At 72.3% G+C, this 19,524-nt stretch carries 19 protein-coding genes; 10 read left to right on the top strand and 9 right to left on the bottom strand.

Annotated features, from left to right (window positions below; translation table 11 throughout):
* Nucleotides 1-73: 73 nt before the first annotated feature.
* From ACYQ77_RS00975 to ACYQ77_RS00995, 5 genes are all read right to left on the bottom strand, one after another.
* On the bottom strand, nucleotides 74-733 hold the full coding sequence (locus ACYQ77_RS00975) for a response regulator (protein ID WP_459706450.1): 660 nt from the start codon (nucleotides 731-733) through the stop codon (nucleotides 74-76).
* Nucleotides 711-1,352, bottom strand: coding sequence for a sensor histidine kinase (locus ACYQ77_RS00980; protein WP_459706452.1), 642 nt, complete (start codon nucleotides 1,350-1,352; stop codon nucleotides 711-713). Before ACYQ77_RS00980 ends, ACYQ77_RS00975 begins: the two co-directional genes overlap by 23 nt.
* A gap of 89 nt (nucleotides 1,353-1,441) precedes the next feature.
* Nucleotides 1,442-2,305, bottom strand: a complete 864-nt coding sequence (locus ACYQ77_RS00985) for a hypothetical protein (RefSeq protein ID WP_459706454.1) — start codon at nucleotides 2,303-2,305, stop codon at nucleotides 1,442-1,444.
* A gap of 468 nt (nucleotides 2,306-2,773) precedes the next feature.
* Entirely contained in the window at nucleotides 2,774-4,726 is a 1,953-nt protein-coding gene (locus tag ACYQ77_RS00990; protein WP_459706456.1) for an AfsR/SARP family transcriptional regulator, read from the bottom strand.
* Between the two features lie 355 nt (nucleotides 4,727-5,081).
* A complete protein-coding gene (locus ACYQ77_RS00995; protein WP_459706458.1) occupies nucleotides 5,082-6,287 on the bottom strand; it encodes an FAD-dependent oxidoreductase in 1,206 nt (401 codons plus the stop codon).
* A gap of 52 nt (nucleotides 6,288-6,339) precedes the next feature.
* Between ACYQ77_RS00995 and ACYQ77_RS01000 the strand changes: the two genes are divergently transcribed.
* Nucleotides 6,340-6,942 (top strand): PadR family transcriptional regulator, encoded by a 603-nt coding sequence (locus tag ACYQ77_RS01000; protein WP_459706459.1) that lies wholly within the window; start codon nucleotides 6,340-6,342, stop codon nucleotides 6,940-6,942.
* A 5-nt stretch (nucleotides 6,943-6,947) separates the two neighbouring features.
* Here the strand turns inward: ACYQ77_RS01000 and ACYQ77_RS01005 are convergent, their stop codons facing one another.
* Nucleotides 6,948-7,568: a DUF5134 domain-containing protein gene (locus ACYQ77_RS01005; RefSeq protein WP_459706461.1), complete on the bottom strand. Its 621-nt coding sequence runs from the start codon at nucleotides 7,566-7,568 to the stop codon at nucleotides 6,948-6,950.
* Nucleotides 7,569-7,797: 229 nt separating this feature from the next.
* Between ACYQ77_RS01005 and ACYQ77_RS01010 the strand changes: the two genes are divergently transcribed.
* The 3 genes from ACYQ77_RS01010 (at nucleotide 7,798) to ACYQ77_RS01020 (ending at nucleotide 13,422) form a co-directional block, all read left to right on the top strand.
* A complete protein-coding gene (locus tag ACYQ77_RS01010) occupies nucleotides 7,798-9,159 on the top strand; it encodes a hypothetical protein (protein ID WP_459706463.1) in 1,362 nt (453 codons plus the stop codon).
* Entirely contained in the window at nucleotides 9,156-10,142 is a 987-nt protein-coding gene (locus ACYQ77_RS01015; protein ID WP_459706465.1) for a glutamate ABC transporter substrate-binding protein, read from the top strand. Before ACYQ77_RS01010 ends, ACYQ77_RS01015 begins: the two co-directional genes overlap by 4 nt.
* Before the next feature lie 760 nt (nucleotides 10,143-10,902).
* Nucleotides 10,903-13,422 (top strand): serine/threonine-protein kinase, encoded by a 2,520-nt coding sequence (locus ACYQ77_RS01020; RefSeq protein ID WP_459706467.1) that lies wholly within the window; start codon nucleotides 10,903-10,905, stop codon nucleotides 13,420-13,422.
* On the opposite strand, the gene ACYQ77_RS01025 is transcribed toward ACYQ77_RS01020, so the two are convergent.
* Nucleotides 13,419-14,624 (bottom strand): metallophosphoesterase, encoded by a 1,206-nt coding sequence (locus tag ACYQ77_RS01025; protein WP_459706469.1) that lies wholly within the window; start codon nucleotides 14,622-14,624, stop codon nucleotides 13,419-13,421. The two genes, ACYQ77_RS01020 and ACYQ77_RS01025, sit on opposite strands and share 4 nt — an antisense overlap.
* 11 nt (nucleotides 14,625-14,635) lie before the next feature.
* Complete coding sequence (locus tag ACYQ77_RS01030) at nucleotides 14,636-15,190, bottom strand: PaaI family thioesterase (RefSeq protein ID WP_459706470.1); 555 nt, start codon at nucleotides 15,188-15,190, stop codon at nucleotides 14,636-14,638.
* A 53-nt stretch (nucleotides 15,191-15,243) separates the two neighbouring features.
* Between ACYQ77_RS01030 and ACYQ77_RS01035 the strand changes: the two genes are divergently transcribed.
* The 6 genes from ACYQ77_RS01035 to ACYQ77_RS01060 all read left to right on the top strand — a co-directional run bounded on the left by ACYQ77_RS01035 (nucleotide 15,244) and on the right by ACYQ77_RS01060 (nucleotide 18,715).
* A complete protein-coding gene (locus ACYQ77_RS01035; protein WP_459706472.1) occupies nucleotides 15,244-15,411 on the top strand; it encodes a hypothetical protein in 168 nt (55 codons plus the stop codon).
* A gap of 107 nt (nucleotides 15,412-15,518) precedes the next feature.
* The gene (locus ACYQ77_RS01040) at nucleotides 15,519-15,989 is read left to right on the top strand and encodes a hypothetical protein (protein ID WP_459706474.1); all 471 of its coding nucleotides are present in this window, start codon (nucleotides 15,519-15,521) and stop codon (nucleotides 15,987-15,989) included.
* Nucleotides 15,989-17,197, top strand: coding sequence for a WXG100 family type VII secretion target (locus ACYQ77_RS01045; protein WP_459706476.1), 1,209 nt, complete (start codon nucleotides 15,989-15,991; stop codon nucleotides 17,195-17,197). The genes ACYQ77_RS01040 and ACYQ77_RS01045 overlap by 1 nt, the downstream gene beginning before the upstream one ends.
* Nucleotides 17,194-17,472 carry a hypothetical protein gene (locus tag ACYQ77_RS01050; RefSeq protein WP_459706478.1) on the top strand — a complete coding sequence of 93 codons (279 nt, stop codon included), beginning with the start codon at nucleotides 17,194-17,196 and terminating at the stop codon, nucleotides 17,470-17,472. The genes ACYQ77_RS01045 and ACYQ77_RS01050 overlap by 4 nt, the downstream gene beginning before the upstream one ends.
* A complete protein-coding gene (locus ACYQ77_RS01055) occupies nucleotides 17,466-18,155 on the top strand; it encodes a hypothetical protein (protein ID WP_459706480.1) in 690 nt (229 codons plus the stop codon). Before ACYQ77_RS01050 ends, ACYQ77_RS01055 begins: the two co-directional genes overlap by 7 nt.
* Nucleotides 18,152-18,715, top strand: coding sequence for a hypothetical protein (locus tag ACYQ77_RS01060; protein WP_459706482.1), 564 nt, complete (start codon nucleotides 18,152-18,154; stop codon nucleotides 18,713-18,715). The genes ACYQ77_RS01055 and ACYQ77_RS01060 overlap by 4 nt, the downstream gene beginning before the upstream one ends.
* Here the strand turns inward: ACYQ77_RS01060 and ACYQ77_RS01065 are convergent.
* On the bottom strand, nucleotides 18,688-19,524 hold the full coding sequence (locus ACYQ77_RS01065) for a helix-turn-helix transcriptional regulator (RefSeq protein WP_459706484.1): 837 nt from the start codon (nucleotides 19,522-19,524) through the stop codon (nucleotides 18,688-18,690). The two genes, ACYQ77_RS01060 and ACYQ77_RS01065, sit on opposite strands and share 28 nt — an antisense overlap.

Consider the following 19,524-nt stretch of genomic DNA (forward strand, 5'->3'; position numbering starts at 1 on the left):
AGACGCACACGATGTGCCGGTCGTCGCCGGCGATCCGGTGGGGCGCGTGCTGGGTTGCGCAGGTCAGCGTCGTTCAGCTGCCGAGGCCTGCTCTGCGGGCGGCGACGGCGGCTTCCGTGCGGTCCGCGATCTGCAGCTTCACGAAGATCCGTGACAGGTAGTTGCGGACCGTCTTGATCGACAGGCCGAGTTTGCGCGCGATCGTGGCGTTGCCCATGCCGTCCGCGACCAGTTCCAGCACCGCGCGTTCGCGGTCGGTCAGTTCCGGGAACGGCTTGCTCGACTCGCGTGGCTTCGTCAGGTAGTCCAGCGCCCACGGCGCGACCTCCGGCCCGAACACCACCCCGCCGCGGCGGACGGTGCCGATGGCCTGGCTGATGTCGTCGGTGCTGGCGCCCTTCACCAGGTACCCGCGCGCGCCGGCCCGCACGGCGGCGAAGAACGTGTCGCGGTCCTCCAGCATGCTGAGCACGATCACCGACGCCTCCGGGCAGCGGCTGGCGAGCGTCTTCGTCACCTCGATACCGCTGGCGCCCGGCATGTTCACGTCGATCAGCGCGAGGTGCGGGCGCAGCCGGTAGATCTCGGCGAGCGCCTCCGTGCCGGACCGCGCCTCGCCGACGACCTCGACCTCCTCGATCGCCTCCAGCAGCATCCGCAGGCCCGACAGGTAGACGGGGTGGTCGTCGGCGATCACGACCCGGGTGTGCTCAGGCGCAAGCTGCGTGGTCATCGCACGACCGCCCTTCCGGTAGGTGTCCGGACACGGTGACGCCGTGCCCGGTGTCCACGACCTCGCACCAGCCGCCGAGTTCCTCGGCCCGCGCCCGCATCGACGTGAGACCCACACCGCCGTCGTGCAGGCCACCGGTTCCGTCGTCCACAACGGACAACCGGAGGCCGTCGCCCGCGGCGGTGACCGTGATCGCGCAACGAGTCGCGTGGGCGTGCTTCACCACGTTCGTCAGCGCTTCCTTGACGATCCAGAACGCGGCGACCTCCGTCGCCCGGTTCGCGTCGCCGGTCACGTCGAGGTCGATGGCCAGACCCGGCACGTGCATCCGCCCGGTCAGCACCCGGAGCCCGTCGGCGAGGGAGCGGCCTTCCAGCTCGGCGGGTTCCCGGTCGGCGAGGACGCGGCGGAACTCGGCCATGAACGCGGCCGCCTCGCGCCGCAGTTCCCGCAGCGTCTCCTCGGCCGGGCCGCGCTCGAGCTGGCGGGCAAGGAGGTCGGCGCGGATGAGGATCCCGGCCAGGCCGGGACCGAGCCCGTCGTGCAGGTCGCGGCGAAGGCGCTGCACCTCGGCCTGGTGCGCGCACCGGCCGGCACGGAGCTTGACGACCCGTCCCACGGTGACCTCCTAGCGACGCGGGCTTGGTGTCCCGAGCGTCAGCCGGTGGTCTGGAGGGAATCTCGAAGGCAGAGCAGCGTCCCGTTGAGTCACGCGTCAGTGCCGGTCCGGGACATTCGCCCAACCGGACTGGGACGGCACCTCAACACGGCGGGACCGTGCTCACCGAGGACGATGTCCAGCGCGAGCCGCCGCCCGGCGGTGACGGCCGCGTCCTTGGCCATGGCGGCCAGCTGCCGCACCGTGTCCCGGGGAAGGGACCCCTGCCGCTGCAACTTCTCCGGCGTGGCGACGGTGTGCGTACCCCCGGCCGCGGCGACGCTCGCCGTCGGCTTCCAGGCAAGCGATTCCCGCACCCGGGCCCCGTCGACGACGAACTCGTCGGCCGCCGACCACCGCTCCGTCAACCCCCAGCGCCCGTCGACGTGCACCGGCGTGGCGCGGTGCGGGCTGGCGTGCACCACGGCGGACGCGTGCCCGGGCACGAACCGCTGCAGCAGCAGCACACAGCTGCCGTCGGATGTGGTCAACCCGCACCGCCGCCCAGCCTCGACCGCTTCCACGAGCGCCTCGGGCAACGCGTCGACGGGCTGGTTGTACATGGCGAGCACACCGGCCAGCTCCGGTCCGGTGGGCCCGGGACAGGCGACGTTGACGGTCAGCGCACCCAGGGTGCCGAGCATCCCCCGCACCCCGGGCAGCAGATCGTCCACACAGGCCTGGACCTCGACCCCGGGCGCGACGACCACCACCACGGCGGGCACGACGGGCAGCTGGTCGAGCAACCGAGCGGTGACAGCGACCTCGTCCCCGACGACGGCAGGCCGCCGCGCCATCCACCGCCCGAGCGTGAACACCCGCACCCCGGCCCGGAGCGCCCCACGAGCAGCGGCGAGCACGGTGATCTCAGCTTCCGCGGGAGGCGCGGTGGACCGCGATGTCTCGGACCGCACGGCGTTCTCTCTTCCCTGCCCACCGACCGCGAATCGGCCGGTAGCTCCAGGTAAGGAAACGACGCATGAACACCGCTAGAGAACCGCTCGAACGCTCCGGCGGGGCTGGGTTCGCGGGCAGGGGTGGACGTGCGGTGCTGCCGGACGCTGTGGCTTGGTTGGGCTTCCGTTCGCGAGACCAGGCGCGAGCCCGGCGCGATCATGGACGAGATCGCCACCGCACCCGAGGAGGACTTCACCGAACAGCTGCGCCAGCAGCTCGGCGACCGCGTGGCGCTCCGGTACCGATCGCTTCTCCTGCCGGGAATTCCTCCGCGAACTCAGCTGGCAACGGGTCACCGGCTGCGACCTTCGGCGCACCTTGCCGGGCGCCGACGCGGATTCCCAGCCGCGGACCCGACCCGGGCAGGGGTGGGTCCGCGGCCGCTGTTCTCACCGGCTGCGCGTCGGGCGGGCGTGGCGGTGTGCTCAGCCTGGTGCTCGTCGGCCGGTTGTGGTGCGCCACCACGTGCTGCCCACCAGGCCGGATCGGCTGATGAGCTGGACCAGGGACGGGACCTGGTGCCGGGGTTCGCCGTCGTCGTCGGGGAGTTCTTCCACCAGGTCCGCGTCGACCAGTTCGTCCAGCGTGGCGTGGACCGTCGACAGGTTCATGCTGGCCTGTTGTGCCAGTTCCTCCGCGGTCAGCGGGGTGTCGTCCGTGCTCGCCAGGCGGCGTAGGACCCAGCGTTGTTGTGCCGTCAGCCGTTGGTACGCCGACGCCAGGCGGTCCTGGATGTCGAAGCCGCCGTACGACAGCTCCGTCAGCCGGCAGCTCTCGTCGCGCAGGCGTTCCACGAGCCGCGCCAGGTGCCAGCCGGGCCGTGCCGCCAGCCGGGCACCCAGTGCGCGCAGCGCGAGTGGCAGCCGGTCCGCCAGCTCCACCAGTTCCACCGCCGCCGCGCGTTCCTGGTCCACCCGCGGCCTGCCGATCGCCGACGCCAGCAGCGCCACCGCGTCCTCCCCGGACAGCGGGGGCACCCGCAGCCGCACCGCCCCGGACAACGCGGCGATCGGTGCCCTGCTGACCACCACCAGCGCGCACCCGGCCCCGGTGGGGAACAGGTGGTGCGGCACGTCCGACGTGCACGCCCGGTTCAGCACCACCAGCACGCGCCGGTCCGCGGTGAAGCTGCGGAACATGAGCGCCGCCTCCGGCAGGTTCTCCGGGATGTCCGCCTCGTCGGCGCCCAGCGCCCGCAGCATCCCCGTCAGCAGCTGCATGGTCGGCATCTGCCGACCGTCGCCGCCGGTCAGGTCCACGTACAGCTGACCGTCCGGGAAGTTCGCGCGCACCGCCCGGCACGCCCGCACCACGAGCGTGTTCTTGCCCGTGCCCGGCCGCCCGACGACGTTCACCACCCGCACCCCGTCACCGACCGACAGCAGCCGCGTGAGGGTCGCCAGCTCTTCCTGCCTGCCGACGAAGTCCGGGATGTCCGCGGGCAGCTGCGCCGGCGCCGACGCCGTGGTGACCACCGCCGCGGGCGTGGTGGGCTGGATCTGCAGGTCCAGCTCCGGGTTCGCCTCCAGCATCAGCTGGTGCAGCCGCTGCAGCTCCGCCGCCGGGTCCAGCCCGAGCTCGTCCACCAGCGCGGTCCGGATCCGCTGGTACACGCCGAGCGCGTCAGCCCGCCTTCCGCTGCGGTACAGCGCGATCATCAGCTTCGCGCAGATGTCCTCCCTCGTGGGTTCCGCCGCCACCATGCTGTTCAGTTCGCCGACGAGCTCGTGGTGCCTGCCGAGTTGCAGGTCCGCCTCGATCCGCAGCGCCACCACCGTCCGGCGCAGTTCCTCCAGCCGTGTCGCGTGCGCGTACAGCACGGGCCCGGTCGTCACGCCCTCCAGCACGTTCCCGCGCCACAACGCGAGCGCGTCCCGGAACGTCTCCGCCGCGGCTTCCGGCCGTGCGGCCAGCAGCTCCGTCCGCCCACGCCGTGCCAGCTCCTCGAACAGGTTCGCGTCCACGTCGGCCAGGTCCGGCAGCCGCAGGATGTACCCGCCGGGGTGGCTGAGCAGCGCGGGCCGTGTCGTGTCGCCCTCCGGCACCGGCTGGTCGTCCAACCGCAGCAGCTTGCGCAGTTGGTAGATGTAGGTCTGCACGGTCGTCAGCGCACTCGGCGGCGGCGACTCACCCCACAGCTCCTCGACGAGCTGGTCGACGCGCGTGACGGCGTTCGCCTGCACCGCGAGCAACGACAGCACCAGCCGCAGTTTCGGCGCGGACGGGGTGATCTGCTTGCCGGCGCGCACGAGCAGGAGCGGACCGAGCAGCCCGAGCATGATCGCCCGGTTCTCGCCGTGCGTGTTGCCGTTCTCCGGAAAGGGACTCGCGTCGTGCGACACGGATAAATGCGCCGCTCCGGTGTGACGATTCTGCATGGAAACTCCACATCCCGCTTTGCCGACAAATAGACCGTCGCTCCGGCAAACCATGGTGGCACCGCACACAGGGGACGTCGGCGACCGTCAGCGTTCTTCGACCATGACTCGACCTCCTGTCCGTCTCTGTCGATCCTTGAGCGAGCCTTGAGGCGCCCGCCTCACTCTCGCTCTGCACAACGCGAGGCGACACCTGGAGCGTGGACCATGACCAGAATGCCCAACCGCCGCAGGCGAATCTGCGGCCACTGTCTGGTGAGGACACTCGCGGGCGTCGCCTGGCCGTTGTGGGCAAGCCGGCCCGACGGGTGGCCCACCGCCATCCGTTGTGGCCGGCACTGAGCGCCGTACCGCATCACCTCGCTGTCGTCCGCTGACCCCCGACATCCACCCGGCCTGCCGGCTCGTCCCAGTCGATGCGGTGCCCGTAGAGCCACCGCATGCCGGACGCGCTCGGCTTGGCTAACTTCAGGACCAGCGGCAGCACGTGCCGCATCACGGGGCCGAGCGTCTTGCCGTCACCGTTGCGTTTCCCCTGTTTCACGACCCGTTCCACGCGTTCCCGCCGCAGCGACTCGTAGCGGCTGAACGCGGTGGGGACGTCCTTGATGTCCCGGAGGCACTTCGCCAGGGTCACCGCGTCCTCGATCGCCATCGACGCGCCCTGCCCGGACGCGGGCGAGGTCGCGTGCGCCGCGTCGCCGATGATCACCATGCGGTCGCGGTGCCACGTGGGCACCTTCGGGAAGTCGTAGGTGTTCCAGCCCGCGAAGATCTCCCCGGTCGCGTCGATCAGGTCGAGGGCCGGACCGTCCTGCCTGGTGAACAGGCTGAGCAGCGTCTCCCGCCACGGCACCCGCGCGAGTTCGTCCCGGCTCAGCTCACGTGGCTGGCGCGGGTTCGCGAACCACCAGACGTCGCCGGACGGGTGGACCACGTACGCGTAGAAGCAGTTCCGCCCGAACACCATGTGCATCCGGCCCGGCTCCGCGTCCAGGTCGAGGCCGCGGGCGTAGCCGCCCGCGTTGAGCAGCGGCACGTACCGGGGCGGTGGCGCCGCCGGGTCGATGATCGTGCGGGTCGCCGAGCGCAGGCCGTCCGCGCCGACGAGCAGGTCGCCCTGCGCGGTGGTGCCGTCGGAGAACGTGGCCGTGACGCCGTCCGCGGTGGACGACGCCGACGTCAGGCGTTTGCCGTACTCGATCCGCACGCCCCGCCGCACCGCCTCGTCGCGCAGCGCCGTGTACAGCGCGGCCCTGGCGATGGTCTGCGTGACCGTGCCGTCGGGCAGCGGATCGCCGAAGTCGAACGCCGCGAACGGTCTGCCGCCCATGCCGATGGACATCGACGGGGTGTCGAAGCCCAGGTCGCGGACGAGCGTGTGCAGGTCGAGCGCACGCAGCGCCGCGAGCCCGTTGGTCGCGAGCGTCAGGAACGCGCCGACGCCGTCCGCCGCCCGGTCGTAGGCCTCGAACACGGTCGCGTCGATGCCCGCCTTGCGCAGTGCCATGGCGGTGACCGGTCCCGCGATGCCGCCGCCTGCGATGAGTGCTACAGTCATGCCATGACTATACATAACATGACTAAGTCGTCAAGCGCGGTACCTTCTGCGGGTGGCGAGGAGTACTCATCGGCGGTCGCCGCTCGCGCTCGTGGTGCTGTCGGTGCTGGCCGAGGGGCCGATGCACCCGTACCGCATGCACGAGGTGATCAAGGAGCGCGGCAAGGACCGGGTCGCGAACGTGGCGCAGCGCAACAGCGTCTACCAGACGATCGACCGGTTGCAGCGGGCCGGACTGATCACGGTGCTGGAGACGACGCGGGACGAGCGCAGGCCGGAGCGCACGGTCTACGCGATCACCCCGGACGGCTGGTACGCGCTGCGCGAGTGGACGGCCGACATGATCGCGAGCCCGGCGCGGGACTACCCGGAGTTCCCGGCGGCGCTCGCCTCGCTCATGGTCCTCAGTCCCGAAGACGCCATGACCCGGCTGGAACAGCGGTCCGCCGACCTCCGGAGGTCGCTCGAGGAGGACAAGGCGGACCTCGCGGCCGTGTCGGACCTGCCCCGCCTGTTCCTGCTGGACGAGGAGTACTCGATCGCGGTCCGGGAGGCCGAGCTGCGCTGGGTCGACGGTGTGCTCGACGCGCTGCGGTCCGGGGAGCTGACCTGGTCGGAGGAGTGGATCAGGAACATCGCCGGGAAGTTCGCCTGACCGGCTCAGGCGAGCATCACGATCAACATCACGCCGGTGCCGGCTGCCATCGTGGTCTGGCAGGCGGTCATGGCCGCCTGCCCGGTGATCACGGCGGGCAGCCCGTCGGGGCCGGCAGGCGACCGCCACCGCACCAGCACGACCGCCGACGCGAGGAAGTACGCCGCCAGCACCCACCCGAGCGCAGGCAGCGCCATCCCGGTCATGTCGGGCCCCAGACCGCCCGGCAGCCAGGGCGCGCCGCTGTGCCCGGCGTGCGGCATCGCGGTGAGCATGTAGAGCATCGCGGCGGCGCCGAGGGCGTGGTGCAGCCCGTTGCCGTGCCAGCCGCCGTGCCACCCGGTGTCCGCGGCGCCCCGGGAGTGCCACCACGACGCGGCGAACCACACGGTCAGCAGGAGGAACACGGTCTGCCACGCGGCCATCGGGAGCGGTCCGCCGACCGGCGACAGCATCGCGGCCATGCCCACGGCCATCAGCACGTGTGCCACGTCCACGGCCCGGTGGCGGCCGGGATACGACTCGGGGGCCCTGGCCGCCGCGACCAGCCGGGCCACGCAGTAGCCCGCCACCGCGGCGAAGGCCGCCGTGCCGAGCCAGCCGAGCGAGTCCCGCAGCCAGTCCATGACCACCTCGGTTCGAGGTTCGCAGACCCCGTCGACGCCGGGCTAGCGCACATCCGGGGGACGTTTCGTCACGCACCGTGCCCGTTCACTTGCTGTCACCACACGACGGTCAACGACGTCATCGTTTCGGTGGCAGCCCAGGTCGTCGCTGCACTAAGTTCGTCTGCGAACGACGGCTCGGCGGGCGCGAGGGGGGCATGGACATCGTGAGTGGTCCCGTGGATCACCGATGGTGACCACCACCCCGGTCGGCGAGGAGTCGACGGCGCCAGGTGCCCGGCGGGTGCTCAGCCTGCCCGCGACCGCGGTCCGCAGCGTCCGCAAGTCCGCGTCGAGCACCCCGGGCAGGTTGTTCCTGATCGGCGTGTCCCTCGCGCTGCTCGCCGTGCTGACCGGTGCGTTCGGTGCGATCGAGATCCAGCGGAAGCAGAGCACGATCGACAACCTGATCTCGCACCGCGAACCGGTGGCCGCCGCGTCGCAGCAGATCTACCGGTCCCTGTCCGACGCCGACGCCACCGCGGCCAGCGCGTTCCTCGCGGGCGGTACCATCCCCGCCGAGCTGCGCGAGCGGTACGACATGGACATCGCGACCGCCGGGGCGAACCTCGCGAAGGCGTCCGCGGACGTCGGTGGCGTGCCGGACGCCGAGGCGCAGGTCAACGTCCTGTCCCAGCAGCTGCCGGTCTACACGGGGCTGGTCGAGACGGCGCGTGCCTACAACCGGCAGGGCTTCCCGGCCGGTGCCGCGTACCTGCGGGAGGCCTCCGGCCTGATGCGCGCGAAGCTCCTGCCCGCCGCGCAGCGCCTGTACGAGATCGACTTCGAGCGGCTCGCCGCCGAGCAGGACGCCGCGAGCTCGGTGCCGTGGTTCTCGCTCGCGCTGGTGATCGTGCTGCTCGGGGCGTTGCTCGCCGCGCAGCGGTACCTGACGCGGCGGACGAACCGGCTGCTCAACGTCGGGCTCGTGGTGGCGACCGGGGCGGTGGTGCTCGCGCTCATCTGGGGCGCGGCCGCGCTGCTGATCGAGTCGTCGCGCGTGACGGCGGGCCACGACCACGGCAGCAAGCAGGTCGAGGTGATCGTCCAGGCCAGGATCGTCGCGCTGAAGATGCGTGCGAACGAGACGCTGACACTGGTCGCGCGCGGCGACGGCGGCGACTACGAGGCCGAGTTCAGGAAGCTCGCGGAGGAGATCAGCGGCGACGGCGAACGCAACCTGCTGAACCAGGCGCGCGGGTTGGCCGAGGACCAGGAGACGCAGAACCTGATCGACGCCGCGCAGAAGAACGCGGACGACTGGCTCGCCGCGCACCAGCGGGTCCGCGAGCTCGACGACGGCGGCGCCTACCAGGAGGCGGTGTCGCTCGCGATCAGCACGGCGGCCAAGACCAGCGCGGCCACCATGTTCACCCAGCTCGACGACAACCTGATGAAGGCGCTGCGCAACGGCAGGGAGCACTTCGCCGAGGAGACCAGCGCGGCGAGCAACGTGGTGACCGGGCTCGGGCCGGGCATCGCGGTGCTGGCCCTGGTGGCGGCGGCAGGAGTGACAATGGGGATCAGGGACCGACTGCAGGAGTACCGGTGAGGGCTGTACGGGCAAGCCTCGTCTTCGTGGCGCTGCTGCTCGCCGTGTCCGCGTGCGCGGGCGGTGGGCAGCCGGTCGACCTCGCCAACGTCACGTCCGTGGACCGCCCGGTTCCGGTCGGCGCCGAGGAGAACCCGCCCGCGTCGTCCGGTGCGTCCGCGCCTGCCCCCGACTGCAACCCGAAGGCGAGCTTCCGCCCGGAGGGTCCCCTGCCGTCTGCCGGGCAGATGCCCGCGGGCAGCACCATGCGCGCCATCCAGCAACGGGGCCAGCTGATCGCGGGCGTGGACCAGAACACGTTCCTCTTCGGTTTCCGCAACCCGACGACCAACGCGCTCGAGGGTTTCGACATCGACATCGTCCGCGAGATCGCGAAGGCGATCTTCGGCGATCCGAACAAGGTGCAGTTCAAGGTCGTCACGTCGGCCGGGCGCATCAAGGCGCTGCAGGAAGGCGACGTGGACGTCGTCGTCCGCACGATGACCGCGACCTGCGAACGGTGGAAGGACATCAACTTCTCCGCCATCTACTACACGGCGGGGCAGCGCCTGCTCGTCGACCGCGGGTCGAAGGTCACCAGCCTCGACCAGCTCGGCGGGCAGAAGGTGTGCGCGGCCAAGGGCTCCACGTCCATCAAGACCATCGCGGCGAACCCGGCCAAGCTGATCCCGGTGCAGGTCGACAACTGGTCGGACTGCCTGATCATGCTGCAGCAGGGTCAGGTCGCGGCGGTGTCGACGGACGACACGATCCTCGCGGGCATGGTCGCGCAGGACCCGAACGTGAAGATGGCGGGCCCGCGGTTCACGGAGGAGCCGTACGGCATCGGCATCCCGAAGGCGAACGTGGACATGGTGAAGTTCGTCAACGGCGTGCTGGCCAAGGCCATCGCCGACGGCACGTGGGCGCGGAGCTACGACAGGTGGCTCGGCCAGACCGGCGGGTCACGGCCCGCGCCGCCGACGCCGCAGTACCGGGACTAGGGGGTTGGTGATGGCGCTTTCGTGTCCCCGCCCCGGCTGCTCCGGCGAGGTCGTGAACGGCAACTGCCAGGAGTGCGGCATCGCGGTCGCCGAGACACCGGAACAGGCCGCGGCCCGGCTGCGCCGCGAGGCGGAGGAGCGTGCGGCTCGGCTGCCTCACATGAGCGGTGAGGACGGCACGGGGTGGTTCGCTTCCCCGGACACGCTCGACGGCGAGCCGCCGCGCGGCCGCGGTGCGCACCGCAAGCCGGACGACGCGGAGCCGGGTGGGGGGCAGCCGGGGTGGGCCGCGCAACCGGCTGGTCGGCCGGTCGCGGACGGTGCCGGACAGGCTGGGCAACCGGGTTTCGGGCAGGTGAGCGGGTCCCAGCCGGGGCAGACGGGGGCTGGGCAGCAGCCCGGGCCCAGGGGGTTTGGGCAGCCGACGGGTTCTCAGCCCGGGCAGGCAGGTGGACCTGGGCGTGGTGGGTATGCGCCGCCGGGGTGGGGCCAGCCTGGGACCGGGGCTCAGCCCGGTGGTGGGTGGGCTCCGCAGCCCGGGGTTGGTTCTCAGCCGGGACAGACGCGGCACGCCCAGGGCGGGACTGGTTGGGCTGCTGGGCAGCGACCTGGGACCAACACGCCTCCCGGTGGATGGGCCGCACCCGGGCAGCCGGGGACCGGGCCGCAGTCTGTCGGACAGCCTTCGGCCGGGCAGCCCGTGACCGGGCCGCAGTCGGTTGGGCAGCCGATGACCGGGCCGCAGTCGGTTGGGCAGCCGATGACCGGGCCGCAGTCGGTTGGGCAGCCGGGGACTGGGCCGCAGTCGGTTGGGCAGCCGGGGACTGGGGCGCAGTCGGTTGGGCAGCCGGGGACTGGGGCGCAGTCGGTCGGGCAGCCGGGGACCGGGGCGCACTCTGTTCAGCAGGCTTCCGTGGGATATGCGCGGCCGGTCGCCAGGCCTGCCCCGCAGTCCGGTTCTCAGCCTGGCATGCAATGGGCGCAGGGAGTACCTGTGCCGAACGTCGTGCCCCGGCAGCCTGGCGTGCGACCCTCCACCGCACTGGCGCCGGACGAGCCGCTGCCGACGAGCGTGCTCGACGAAACACCGGTCACGCACAGCGTCGAGCCGCCGCCCAAGCACCCGGACTCGCCGCCGCCCACCCGTGGGGCGGAGAGTCCGATCAACACCGGGTCCAGTTCGTTCCCGGGTACCGGCCGGCGTACGTCGTCGCGGACCTCTGGGCGGGGACGGCTTGGGGCCGGGCTGGTCGAGGTGCCGGTGGTGCCGGTCAAGGATCCGGCTTCCGCTGTCCTCACCGACCCCGCGGTGTCCGAGAACAAGCGGTTCTGCAGCAACTGCGGCGCGGAAGTGGGGCGGTCCACGGACGGGCAGCCGGGTGCCACCGAGGGTGAGTGCGCCACCTGCGGCACCTACTTCAACTTCCGGCCCCGGCTGTTCCGCGGGGACCTCGTCGCCGGGCAGTACGAGGTGCTCGGCTGCCTCGCCTACGGCGGGCTGGGGTGGATCTACCTCGCCAAGGACCACAACGTCAGCGACCGGTGGGTCGTGCTCAAGGGCATGATCGACACGGGGGACGCGACCTCGATGGCGTCCGCCGTGGCCGAGCGGCGGTTCCTCGCCGAGGTGGAGCACCCGAACGTCGTCCGGATCTACAACTTCGTCCAGCACCCCGACCCGAAGACCGGGAACCTGGTCGGGTACATCGTGATGGAGTACGTGGGCGGGCAGTCGCTGCGGCAGCTCGCCCTCGAGCACCACCGGGAGACCGGCAAGGCGGAACCGCTGCCGATCGGGCAGGTCATCGCGTACGGGCTGGAGATCCTGCCCGCCATCGGCTACCTGCACAGCATCGACATGCTGTACTGCGACCTCAAGCCGGACAACGTGATCCAGTCCGGTGAGCAGCTCAAGCTGATCGACCTGGGTGCGGTCCGGCAGACGGACGACTACGAGTCCCCGCTGTTCTTCACGCTCGGGTACTCGGCGCCGGAGCTCGCCACCGAAGGCGCCTCCGTCGCGAGCGACATCTACACGGTGGGCCGGACGCTCGCGGTCCTCTCCATCGAGTTCGCCGGGTACACGACCCGGCACAAGTACACGCTGCCCGGCCCCGACGAGGAGCCGCTGTTCGCCCTCTTCGGGTCGTACTACCGGGTGCTCAAGCGGGCCACGCACAAGGACCCGCAGCAGCGGTTCGCCTCCGCCGAGGACATGGCCGACCAGCTGACCGGGGTGCTGCGCGAGGTCATGGCGCTCGGCACCGGCAGGCCGCGGCCCGGGGTGTCGAACGTGTTCGCCCTCGAAACCCGCACCTTCGGGTCGGGCATGGTCGTCGGGGAGCGCGGGTCGCTGCCGTCCCCCGACCCGCTCGAGGTCGCCTCGATCCTGCCGCTGCCCATGGTCGACACCCACGACCACGCCGCCAGCACCCTCGCCAGCATCACCGCCACCGAACCCGCCGAGATGGTGGCCGCCCTGCAGTCGGCCCCGCAGGACTCCATCGAGGTGCGGCTGCGGATGGTGCGCGCGCGCCTCGAACTCGGCGACCTGCGTGCCGCCCAGGGCGAGCTGGAGGCCGCGCGCCGCCTGGCCACCGACCCCGCCGACTGGCGGCCGGACTGGTACCAGGGGCTCATCGCGATCGCGGCCCGCAGGCCGGCCGACGCGTCCGCCTCCTTCGACCGCGTCTACGACGCCGTGCCCGGTGAGATCCCGCCGAAGCTGGCGCTCGCGGTCAGTGCCGAGTACGCGGGCAACTACTTCCAGGCCGCGCGGTACTACGAACTCGTCTGGCGCACCGACCGCTCCTGGGTGAGCGCCGCGTTCGGCCTCGCCCGTGTCTACCTGGCGCAGGGCGCGCGGACCGGTGCGATCGAGGTGCTCGAAGCGGTCCCCGACACGTCCAGCCACCATGTCGCCGCCCAGGTCGCGGCCATCAAGATCAAGACGCGGGCAGCCGAGGCGGCACGCATCACCGAACAGGACCTCCACGACGCGGCCCGCAGGCTGGAACGCCTGTCCCTGGACGCGGAACGCGCCACCACGCTGTCCGCCGAGGTGCTGGAGGCGGCCCACGCGTGGGTCCGCGCCGGCCGTCCCGGCGGGTCGGGCGAGTCCGCGAACCGGATGGTGCTCGGCTGCAGACTGACCGAACGCGACCTGCGCTTCGGCCTCGAACGCTGCTACCGCTCCCTGGCCCGCCTCACCAGCGACCAGGAACGACGCTACGAACTCGTCGACAAGGCGAACGCCATCCGCCCCCGGACCCTCACCTAGGCCTCGAGCGACAGCACCGTGATGTCCGGTGGCGCGCCGACCCGGATGGGTGGGCCCCAGAAGCCGGCGCCGCGGGTCACGTACAGCTGCGTCCCGTCCACCGTCGACAGGCCCGCGACCGCGCCCTGCTGCATGCCGACGATGTAGTGGAACGGCCACAGCTGACCGCCGTGCGTGTGGCCCGACAACTGCAGGTCCACGCCGCGTTTCGCGGCCTCCGACACCTGCACCGGCTGGTGCGCCAGCAGCACCGTCGGCCGGGACGGGTCCCGGCCGGCCAGTGCCTTGTCGAAGTCGGGGCCGTCGTCCGCCATGCGGCCGGACAGGTCGTTCACGCCGGCCAGGTCGAACGCGGCACCACCGCGCCGGATCACCGTGTTCTCGTTGCGCAGCAGGTGCAGGCCGAGGCGCTCCAGCTCACGCAGCCACTCGAACGGCTCCTCGAAGTACTCGTGGTTGCCGGTCACGAAGAACGTGCCCTCGCGGGACACCAGGTCGGCCAGCGGCTCCGCCGCCGGGCCCAGCGCCGCGACCGTGCCGTCGGCCAGGTCGCCGACGATCGCGACCATGTCCGGGGACGTCTCGTTGATCATCGAGACGATGCGTTCCGTGTGGGCGCGCCCCGACAGCGGGCCGAGGTGGATGTCGGACACCACGGCGATGCGGAACCCGGTGAACGCCGTGTCCAGCTTCGGCAGCCGCACCGGGACGCGCAGCAGGTCGGGCGGGCCCAGCGCGTTCGCCATGCCGACGCCGACGAGGCTCACCGACGCGGCGCCGGCGACGAGGCCAGCGCCGCGGGCGAGGAAGAGCCGCCTGCTGAGGTCGGGTGTGGGCTCGGCCGGAGGCGCGGTCTCGGCGGGCACCGTGGGCGAACCGGGGGCCGCGGCCGTGGCTTCGAGCGGCGTGCGGCGCACCCAGCCACGCAGCGCGAGCCGGGGCAGCTCCAGCACCGCCAGGATCAGGAACAGGTACACGAGCAGCCCGAACCAGATGTAGCCCGGCCACGCGTAGTACCCCGCACCGGTGAGGCCCACCGCACGCGGCAGGACCAGCGTCGCCGCCACCAGCAGGGCGAGCAGCACGGTCACGACCGTCAGCACCCGCCGCGCGCGGCCGGGTCTGAGCGTGTCCTTGACCAGCCGTTTCCAGATGTACCAGTGCATCAGCGCGACCAGCGCGCTGAGCATCACGCCGAACATGCGGAGGTCCCCTACGGGTTGATGTCGCGGTCGGGATGCACGTCGCGCGGGTCCGCGGTGCCGTGCTCGGTGAAGTGGCTGAAGTCGACGATCACGAACAACGCCCTGGCCCGCAGCGCGACCGGGCCGTCCGAGGCGTCGAGCCTGCCCTCGGCGCTCGCGTACACCTTGCGGCCCGCGACGCCGTCGAGCTTGCCCACGATGTGCAGCGTCGACCCCACCGGCACGGGCCGCAGGAAGTCGGTCTCCAGCTTGCCGGTGACCGCGGGCTTGCGCAGCAGCTGTCCGACGGTCGAGCCGAGCGCCTCGTCGAACGCGCAGGCCAGCAGCCCGCCGTGGGCGAGGCCGGGCGCGCCCTGGTGGGCCTTGGTGACCTGGAACTGCGCGATGATCGTGCTGTCGGGACCGGACTCGGTCCGCAGGTGGAGACCGCCCTCGGTCTCGTCGCCGCAGCCGAAGCACTGGGCGTAGTGCGGGCCGAGCTTGGTGCCCGGGGCCGGGGCGTCCGGGTGCGGGTCCGGGTGCTCCACCTCGACCGGCGGCCACTTCGGGGGTACGCGACTCACTCGTTCAGACTAGTTCGGGCACCGTGTTGTCCGGATGAGTCGCCCCCGTGCCCATGGGTGCAACGCCGGTCCACACCGCGCGGTTCACCGGCTGCAATGGACGGGTGGACGACGAGGACGACGTGACGGTGCTGGACCTGGTGGGGCCGGAGCTGGAGCGTTGCTCCGTGCTGGCGGACCGCCTGGCGCGGCTGCTGCTGCCGGAGGGCTTGTTCAGTTGAGCGACTCTTGTGTCCAGCCGTGCACTCTGTGCTGGAATTGCTGTTCCCGGCCGGTCACGATGGACAGGCTGGAGCCCGGGACAGCAGGATCGGGGTGGAGGTAGCCCATGGCGGGCGAACGGATCGACAATCTCACGGACGCCAAACGGCTGCGGGGTGAGTACCGGGAGGACCTGGTCGCCTACGTCGTGCCGGACACCTCGGCGCTCCCGGACGTCCAGCACGGCGTCACCGGCCTCGGCATGGACGGCATCGAGGCCGACTTCACCACGTTGCGGCAGGCCGAGCGCGACCTCGCCGCCCTGCACGACGACCTGCTCGCCCACCTGAAGGACGCCGCCGAGCTGACCGGCCCGCTGGGGGACGGGACCAGCCCGGTCACCCGCGCCATGCGCAAGGCGTTCCGCGACCGCGCCGACCTCGAGGGCGGTGTCCAGACCGCGCTGCTCGACTACATGGAGGAGCTGATCGGGGTCCGCCTGGCGATCCTGCAGACGCTCGCCACCTACGAGGGCGTGGAGAACGAGACGGTCGGCCAGCTGCGACGGCAGCTCGGCCAGCTGGAGGAGCTGTCCTGATGCACGTCCCCGACGACTACGACCGCGACCGCCGCAACGAGACGTGGCGGGAGGTGCACGGCTGGTCGGAGAAGGCGAAGAAGCGGCGCGACGACCTGCGCAAGAAGCGCAAGCGCAACCGCGAGCCGGGCCGGTTCGGCAAGGTCAACTGGGAGGCCTACCAGCACGACCAGCTGTTCGACATGATCCACCGCGCGAACGTCGGCGAGATGGCGAGCCGCGCGGGACAGTGGCACGCGCTCGCCGCCAAGATCGAGGCGACGACCGGTGACGTGCAGCGGGTGATGGAACGCGTGATGGGCGCGTGGCACGGCCAGGCGGCGGTCAGCTCGGCCGCGTCGAGCTCGCGGCTCATGCAGTGGGCCGGCACGGCGAGCCAGACCGCGAGCAAGATCGCGCAGGGCATGTCGTCGTACGCCGAGGCGGTGGACCGGGCGCAGGCACGCATGCCGGAGCCAGGCTTCGCGACCGCGGAACGCAACTTCCGCGACGGCTACACGGTCGTCGGCACAGGCGGCCCGAGCACCGCGGTCCTGCTGAAGGAACTGCTGTCCGACGGACTGGTGAGCCACGAGGAGGCCCGCTCCCGCAAGGCCGAGGCCGTGCAGGTCATGGAGGCCTACGAGGCGCAGTCGAAGGACGTCCACGACACGATGCCGCACTTCTCCGACGCCACGCCGACGACCAACCAGGGCGTCGGGGACGGGCCGACGGGGTCGCGGTGGTCGGACGACCCGGGACTGAACCGGTCCCCGTCGCAGCCACCCATCGACGCACCGCCGTCGGTTTCCGTGCCGGGCAACTCCGCCACGTCGGCGTCGAGCTTCGTCGACCCGGCGCTGGCGGGCGGCCGCGGCACCGCGGGGGCGCCGGGTGCGTTCGGCGGACCGGGCGGGTCCGGTGGCCTGGGTGGTGTCGGCGGTCTCGGCAGCCTGGGCTCCGGCGGGTCGGACGTCATCCGCAACTCGCCCGGCTTCGGCGCGGGTGGGCTCGCCGGGGTCGGCCCGGTTCCCGGCCGGGGTGCGGTCGGTGCGGGTGGTCTGCTCGGAGGTGCGCGGGGCGCGGGCGGCGCGGGTGCCTTCGGCGGCATGCCCGTCGGCCACGGCGCCCAGGGCGAGGAGGACAAGGAGCACCGCAACAAGTACGACGAGGGCATGGACTTCTTCGACGACCTGCCCCCGGCCTACCCGCCGGTGTTCGGCGCGTGACCGGCTTCTCGGCCGACCTGCCCGGCATCGCGGCGGCCGAGGCGGCGCTGCGGGCCGCGGGTGACGACCTCGAGGTGTCGTTCACCGCACCGGGCGACGTCGGACCGGGCAGGCTCGGCGCGGTCGTCGGCGGGCTGCTCGCCGGCGCGGAGGCCGACGTGACGCGTGCCCGTGCCGCGGTCGCGGCGCTGGCCGAGTCCGTCACGCAGGTCCGCCGCACCTACGAGGAACTGGACACCGACGCGGCGAGCCGGTTCGATCGGGGCCCGTGGTGACCTACCGGGGGCTCGGCTTCGACCCCACGCCCGGCAGCGTCGACGCGGTGGCTCAGACGATCGCGCAGCTGCGGGCGGCCGCGGACGCGCTGGCGTCGGTGGCGCCTGCCGTGCGCACCGCGGCCCGGCACGCCGAGTCGTGGCAGGGCGCCGCCGCGGACGCGTTCCGCACCGGGTTGCCGACAGCCGACACCGGCAGGTTGCGGGCGGCGATCCCGGTGCTGGAACGGTGGGCCGGGACGCTCGCGGAGCACAAGCGGCGCACCGAGGACCTCGACGCACGCGCCCTCCGGGCCCGCCGTGCGCTCGACGACGCCCGCGACGCCCTGCAGGACCGGCAGAACGCGCTGGACCTCGCCGCGACCCCCGCCGCGGCCGCGAGCGCCAGCGTCGACGTGGCCGCGGCCACCGACCGGGTCGCCGCGGCCGAGACGGCACTCGAGGAGGTGCTGTCGGAGGCGCGGGAGCTGGAGCGCGCGCACCGGCGGGCCGCCGAGGAGGTGGCCGACGCCCTCGACCCCGCCGCCGCGCCCGCACGGGAGACCCCGGCGATCCGCGCGCTGACGGGCGCGTTGAACCGCACGTCCCGGGTGTCGGCGGCGCTGGCCACGCTGGTCGCCCCCGGCACGTTCACCACGCCGCCGGACGGCGCCGTGGCCGCGGTGCTGGGCGAGGTCCGGTGAAGCTGGCCGCGGTGCCGGGGATCACCCCGGTGACGATGGGCTCGGTCGACGCGACCACCGCCGCGCTGACCGACCTGCTCGTGTCGGTGCGCGGCCCGGAGTCGGCGCACGACCCCGGGGTGGCGCTCGCCGCGCGGGACGCGGCCGAGCTGGCGCACGAGAACGGCGCGAGCCTCGTCGCGGTCGTCGAGCACGCGCAGGCCGACCCGGCGATCCTCGTCGGCATGGTGGTCACCGCCGACAGCCCGCTCGGCCCGGACGCGGCCGACGAGCTGGCCCGGCACCTGTCGGAGGGCGAGGGGCAGGACATCCGCGAGGTCACGTCGTCGGTGACCGGCCGCGGCTACCCGGTGGTGATCGCGGAACGCATCCTGCTGTCCGGCCCGCCGACGGCCGGCGCGCAACTACAGGCCGTGGTCGTCGAGCCGGACGGGCGCCGGATGGCGGTGTTCACGCTGCATTCGACGACGGGCCGCGGCTGGCTGGAACTGGCGACCGTGCTGGGCCAGCTCGTCTCGTCGGTGGATTTCGCTCATTCCGCGAGCAGTTTGTCCCGGTAGTCCCTGGGCGTTTCCCCGACCACTTTCCGGAATGTCCGGGAAAAGTGCGCCGCGTTCGCGAAGCCGCATTGGCGGGAGATTTCCCCGATGCCCCGTTTCGCGTGCGCGGGGTCGCCGAGGAGCTCTTTCGCGCGGTCGATCCGCAGTTGCCGGATGCGCCCGGACACCCCGTCGCCGTCGTCGAACAACTGGTACAGCCGCCGCCGCGAGATGAACAGCGCCTCGGCGATCCGCTCGGCCGTCAGCGCGGGGTCGGCCAGGTGTTCCTTGATGTAGGCGACCGCGTCCCTGCGCCGGGTGGCGATGGCGTCCGCCCGGTTCAGCTCGGTGCGCAGGGCGCTGCGCAGCACCAGTTCCGCGAGCCCGGTCAGGTACGGCTTGATCCCGTGCGGATCAAGGGCATCCGACACCACCAGCAGGTGCGACACCGCCGCCGCGAACAACGTCTGCAGTGACCGGTCCAGCGGGACGGGCCGGAACATCAGCGGCCGCAGTTCCGCGAAGCTGAGCGACAGCTTCCCGGTCGAGACGGTCAGCAGCACCGTCCCGCTGCGGCCTGCGGGCCGGGCCCGCAGCGCGCATTCCGGGAACGACAGGCTGACGCCGCGCGCGGGCACGTACTTCGGCAGCGACGCGCGCATGACCAGTTGAATCTGCGCCGGCTCACGCGCGGCGGCGGACGGCGAGTCGATGGCCATCCGCGCGGCGCTGGCGCCGGAGGCCCGGACCACGAGATAACCGGCGGCGACCTCGTCGTCGGTCTCGCCGGTTTCCGCGGTCGGCAGCGCGGACGACAACGACGCCAGCAC

This window comes from Actinophytocola sp. KF-1 (assembly GCF_054661535.1).

Coding starts and splice junctions, on each gene's coding strand:
- ACYQ77_RS00995 (WP_459706458.1), bottom strand. CDS start 6,287: ATGACTGTAGCACTCATCGCAGGCGGCGGCATCGCGGGACCGGTCACC.
- ACYQ77_RS01040 (WP_459706474.1), top strand. CDS start 15,519: ATGGCGGGCGAACGGATCGACAATCTCACGGACGCCAAACGGCTGCGG.
- ACYQ77_RS00975 (WP_459706450.1), bottom strand. CDS start 733: ATGACCACGCAGCTTGCGCCTGAGCACACCCGGGTCGTGATCGCCGAC.
- ACYQ77_RS01045 (WP_459706476.1), top strand. CDS start 15,989: ATGCACGTCCCCGACGACTACGACCGCGACCGCCGCAACGAGACGTGG.
- ACYQ77_RS01010 (WP_459706463.1), top strand. CDS start 7,798: ATGGTGACCACCACCCCGGTCGGCGAGGAGTCGACGGCGCCAGGTGCC.
- ACYQ77_RS01005 (WP_459706461.1), bottom strand. CDS start 7,568: ATGGACTGGCTGCGGGACTCGCTCGGCTGGCTCGGCACGGCGGCCTTC.
- ACYQ77_RS01035 (WP_459706472.1), top strand. CDS start 15,244: ATGGGTGCAACGCCGGTCCACACCGCGCGGTTCACCGGCTGCAATGGA.
- ACYQ77_RS01020 (WP_459706467.1), top strand. CDS start 10,903: ATGACCGGGCCGCAGTCGGTTGGGCAGCCGGGGACTGGGCCGCAGTCG.
- ACYQ77_RS01025 (WP_459706469.1), bottom strand. CDS start 14,624: ATGTTCGGCGTGATGCTCAGCGCGCTGGTCGCGCTGATGCACTGGTAC.
- ACYQ77_RS00990 (WP_459706456.1), bottom strand. CDS start 4,726: ATGCAGAATCGTCACACCGGAGCGGCGCATTTATCCGTGTCGCACGAC.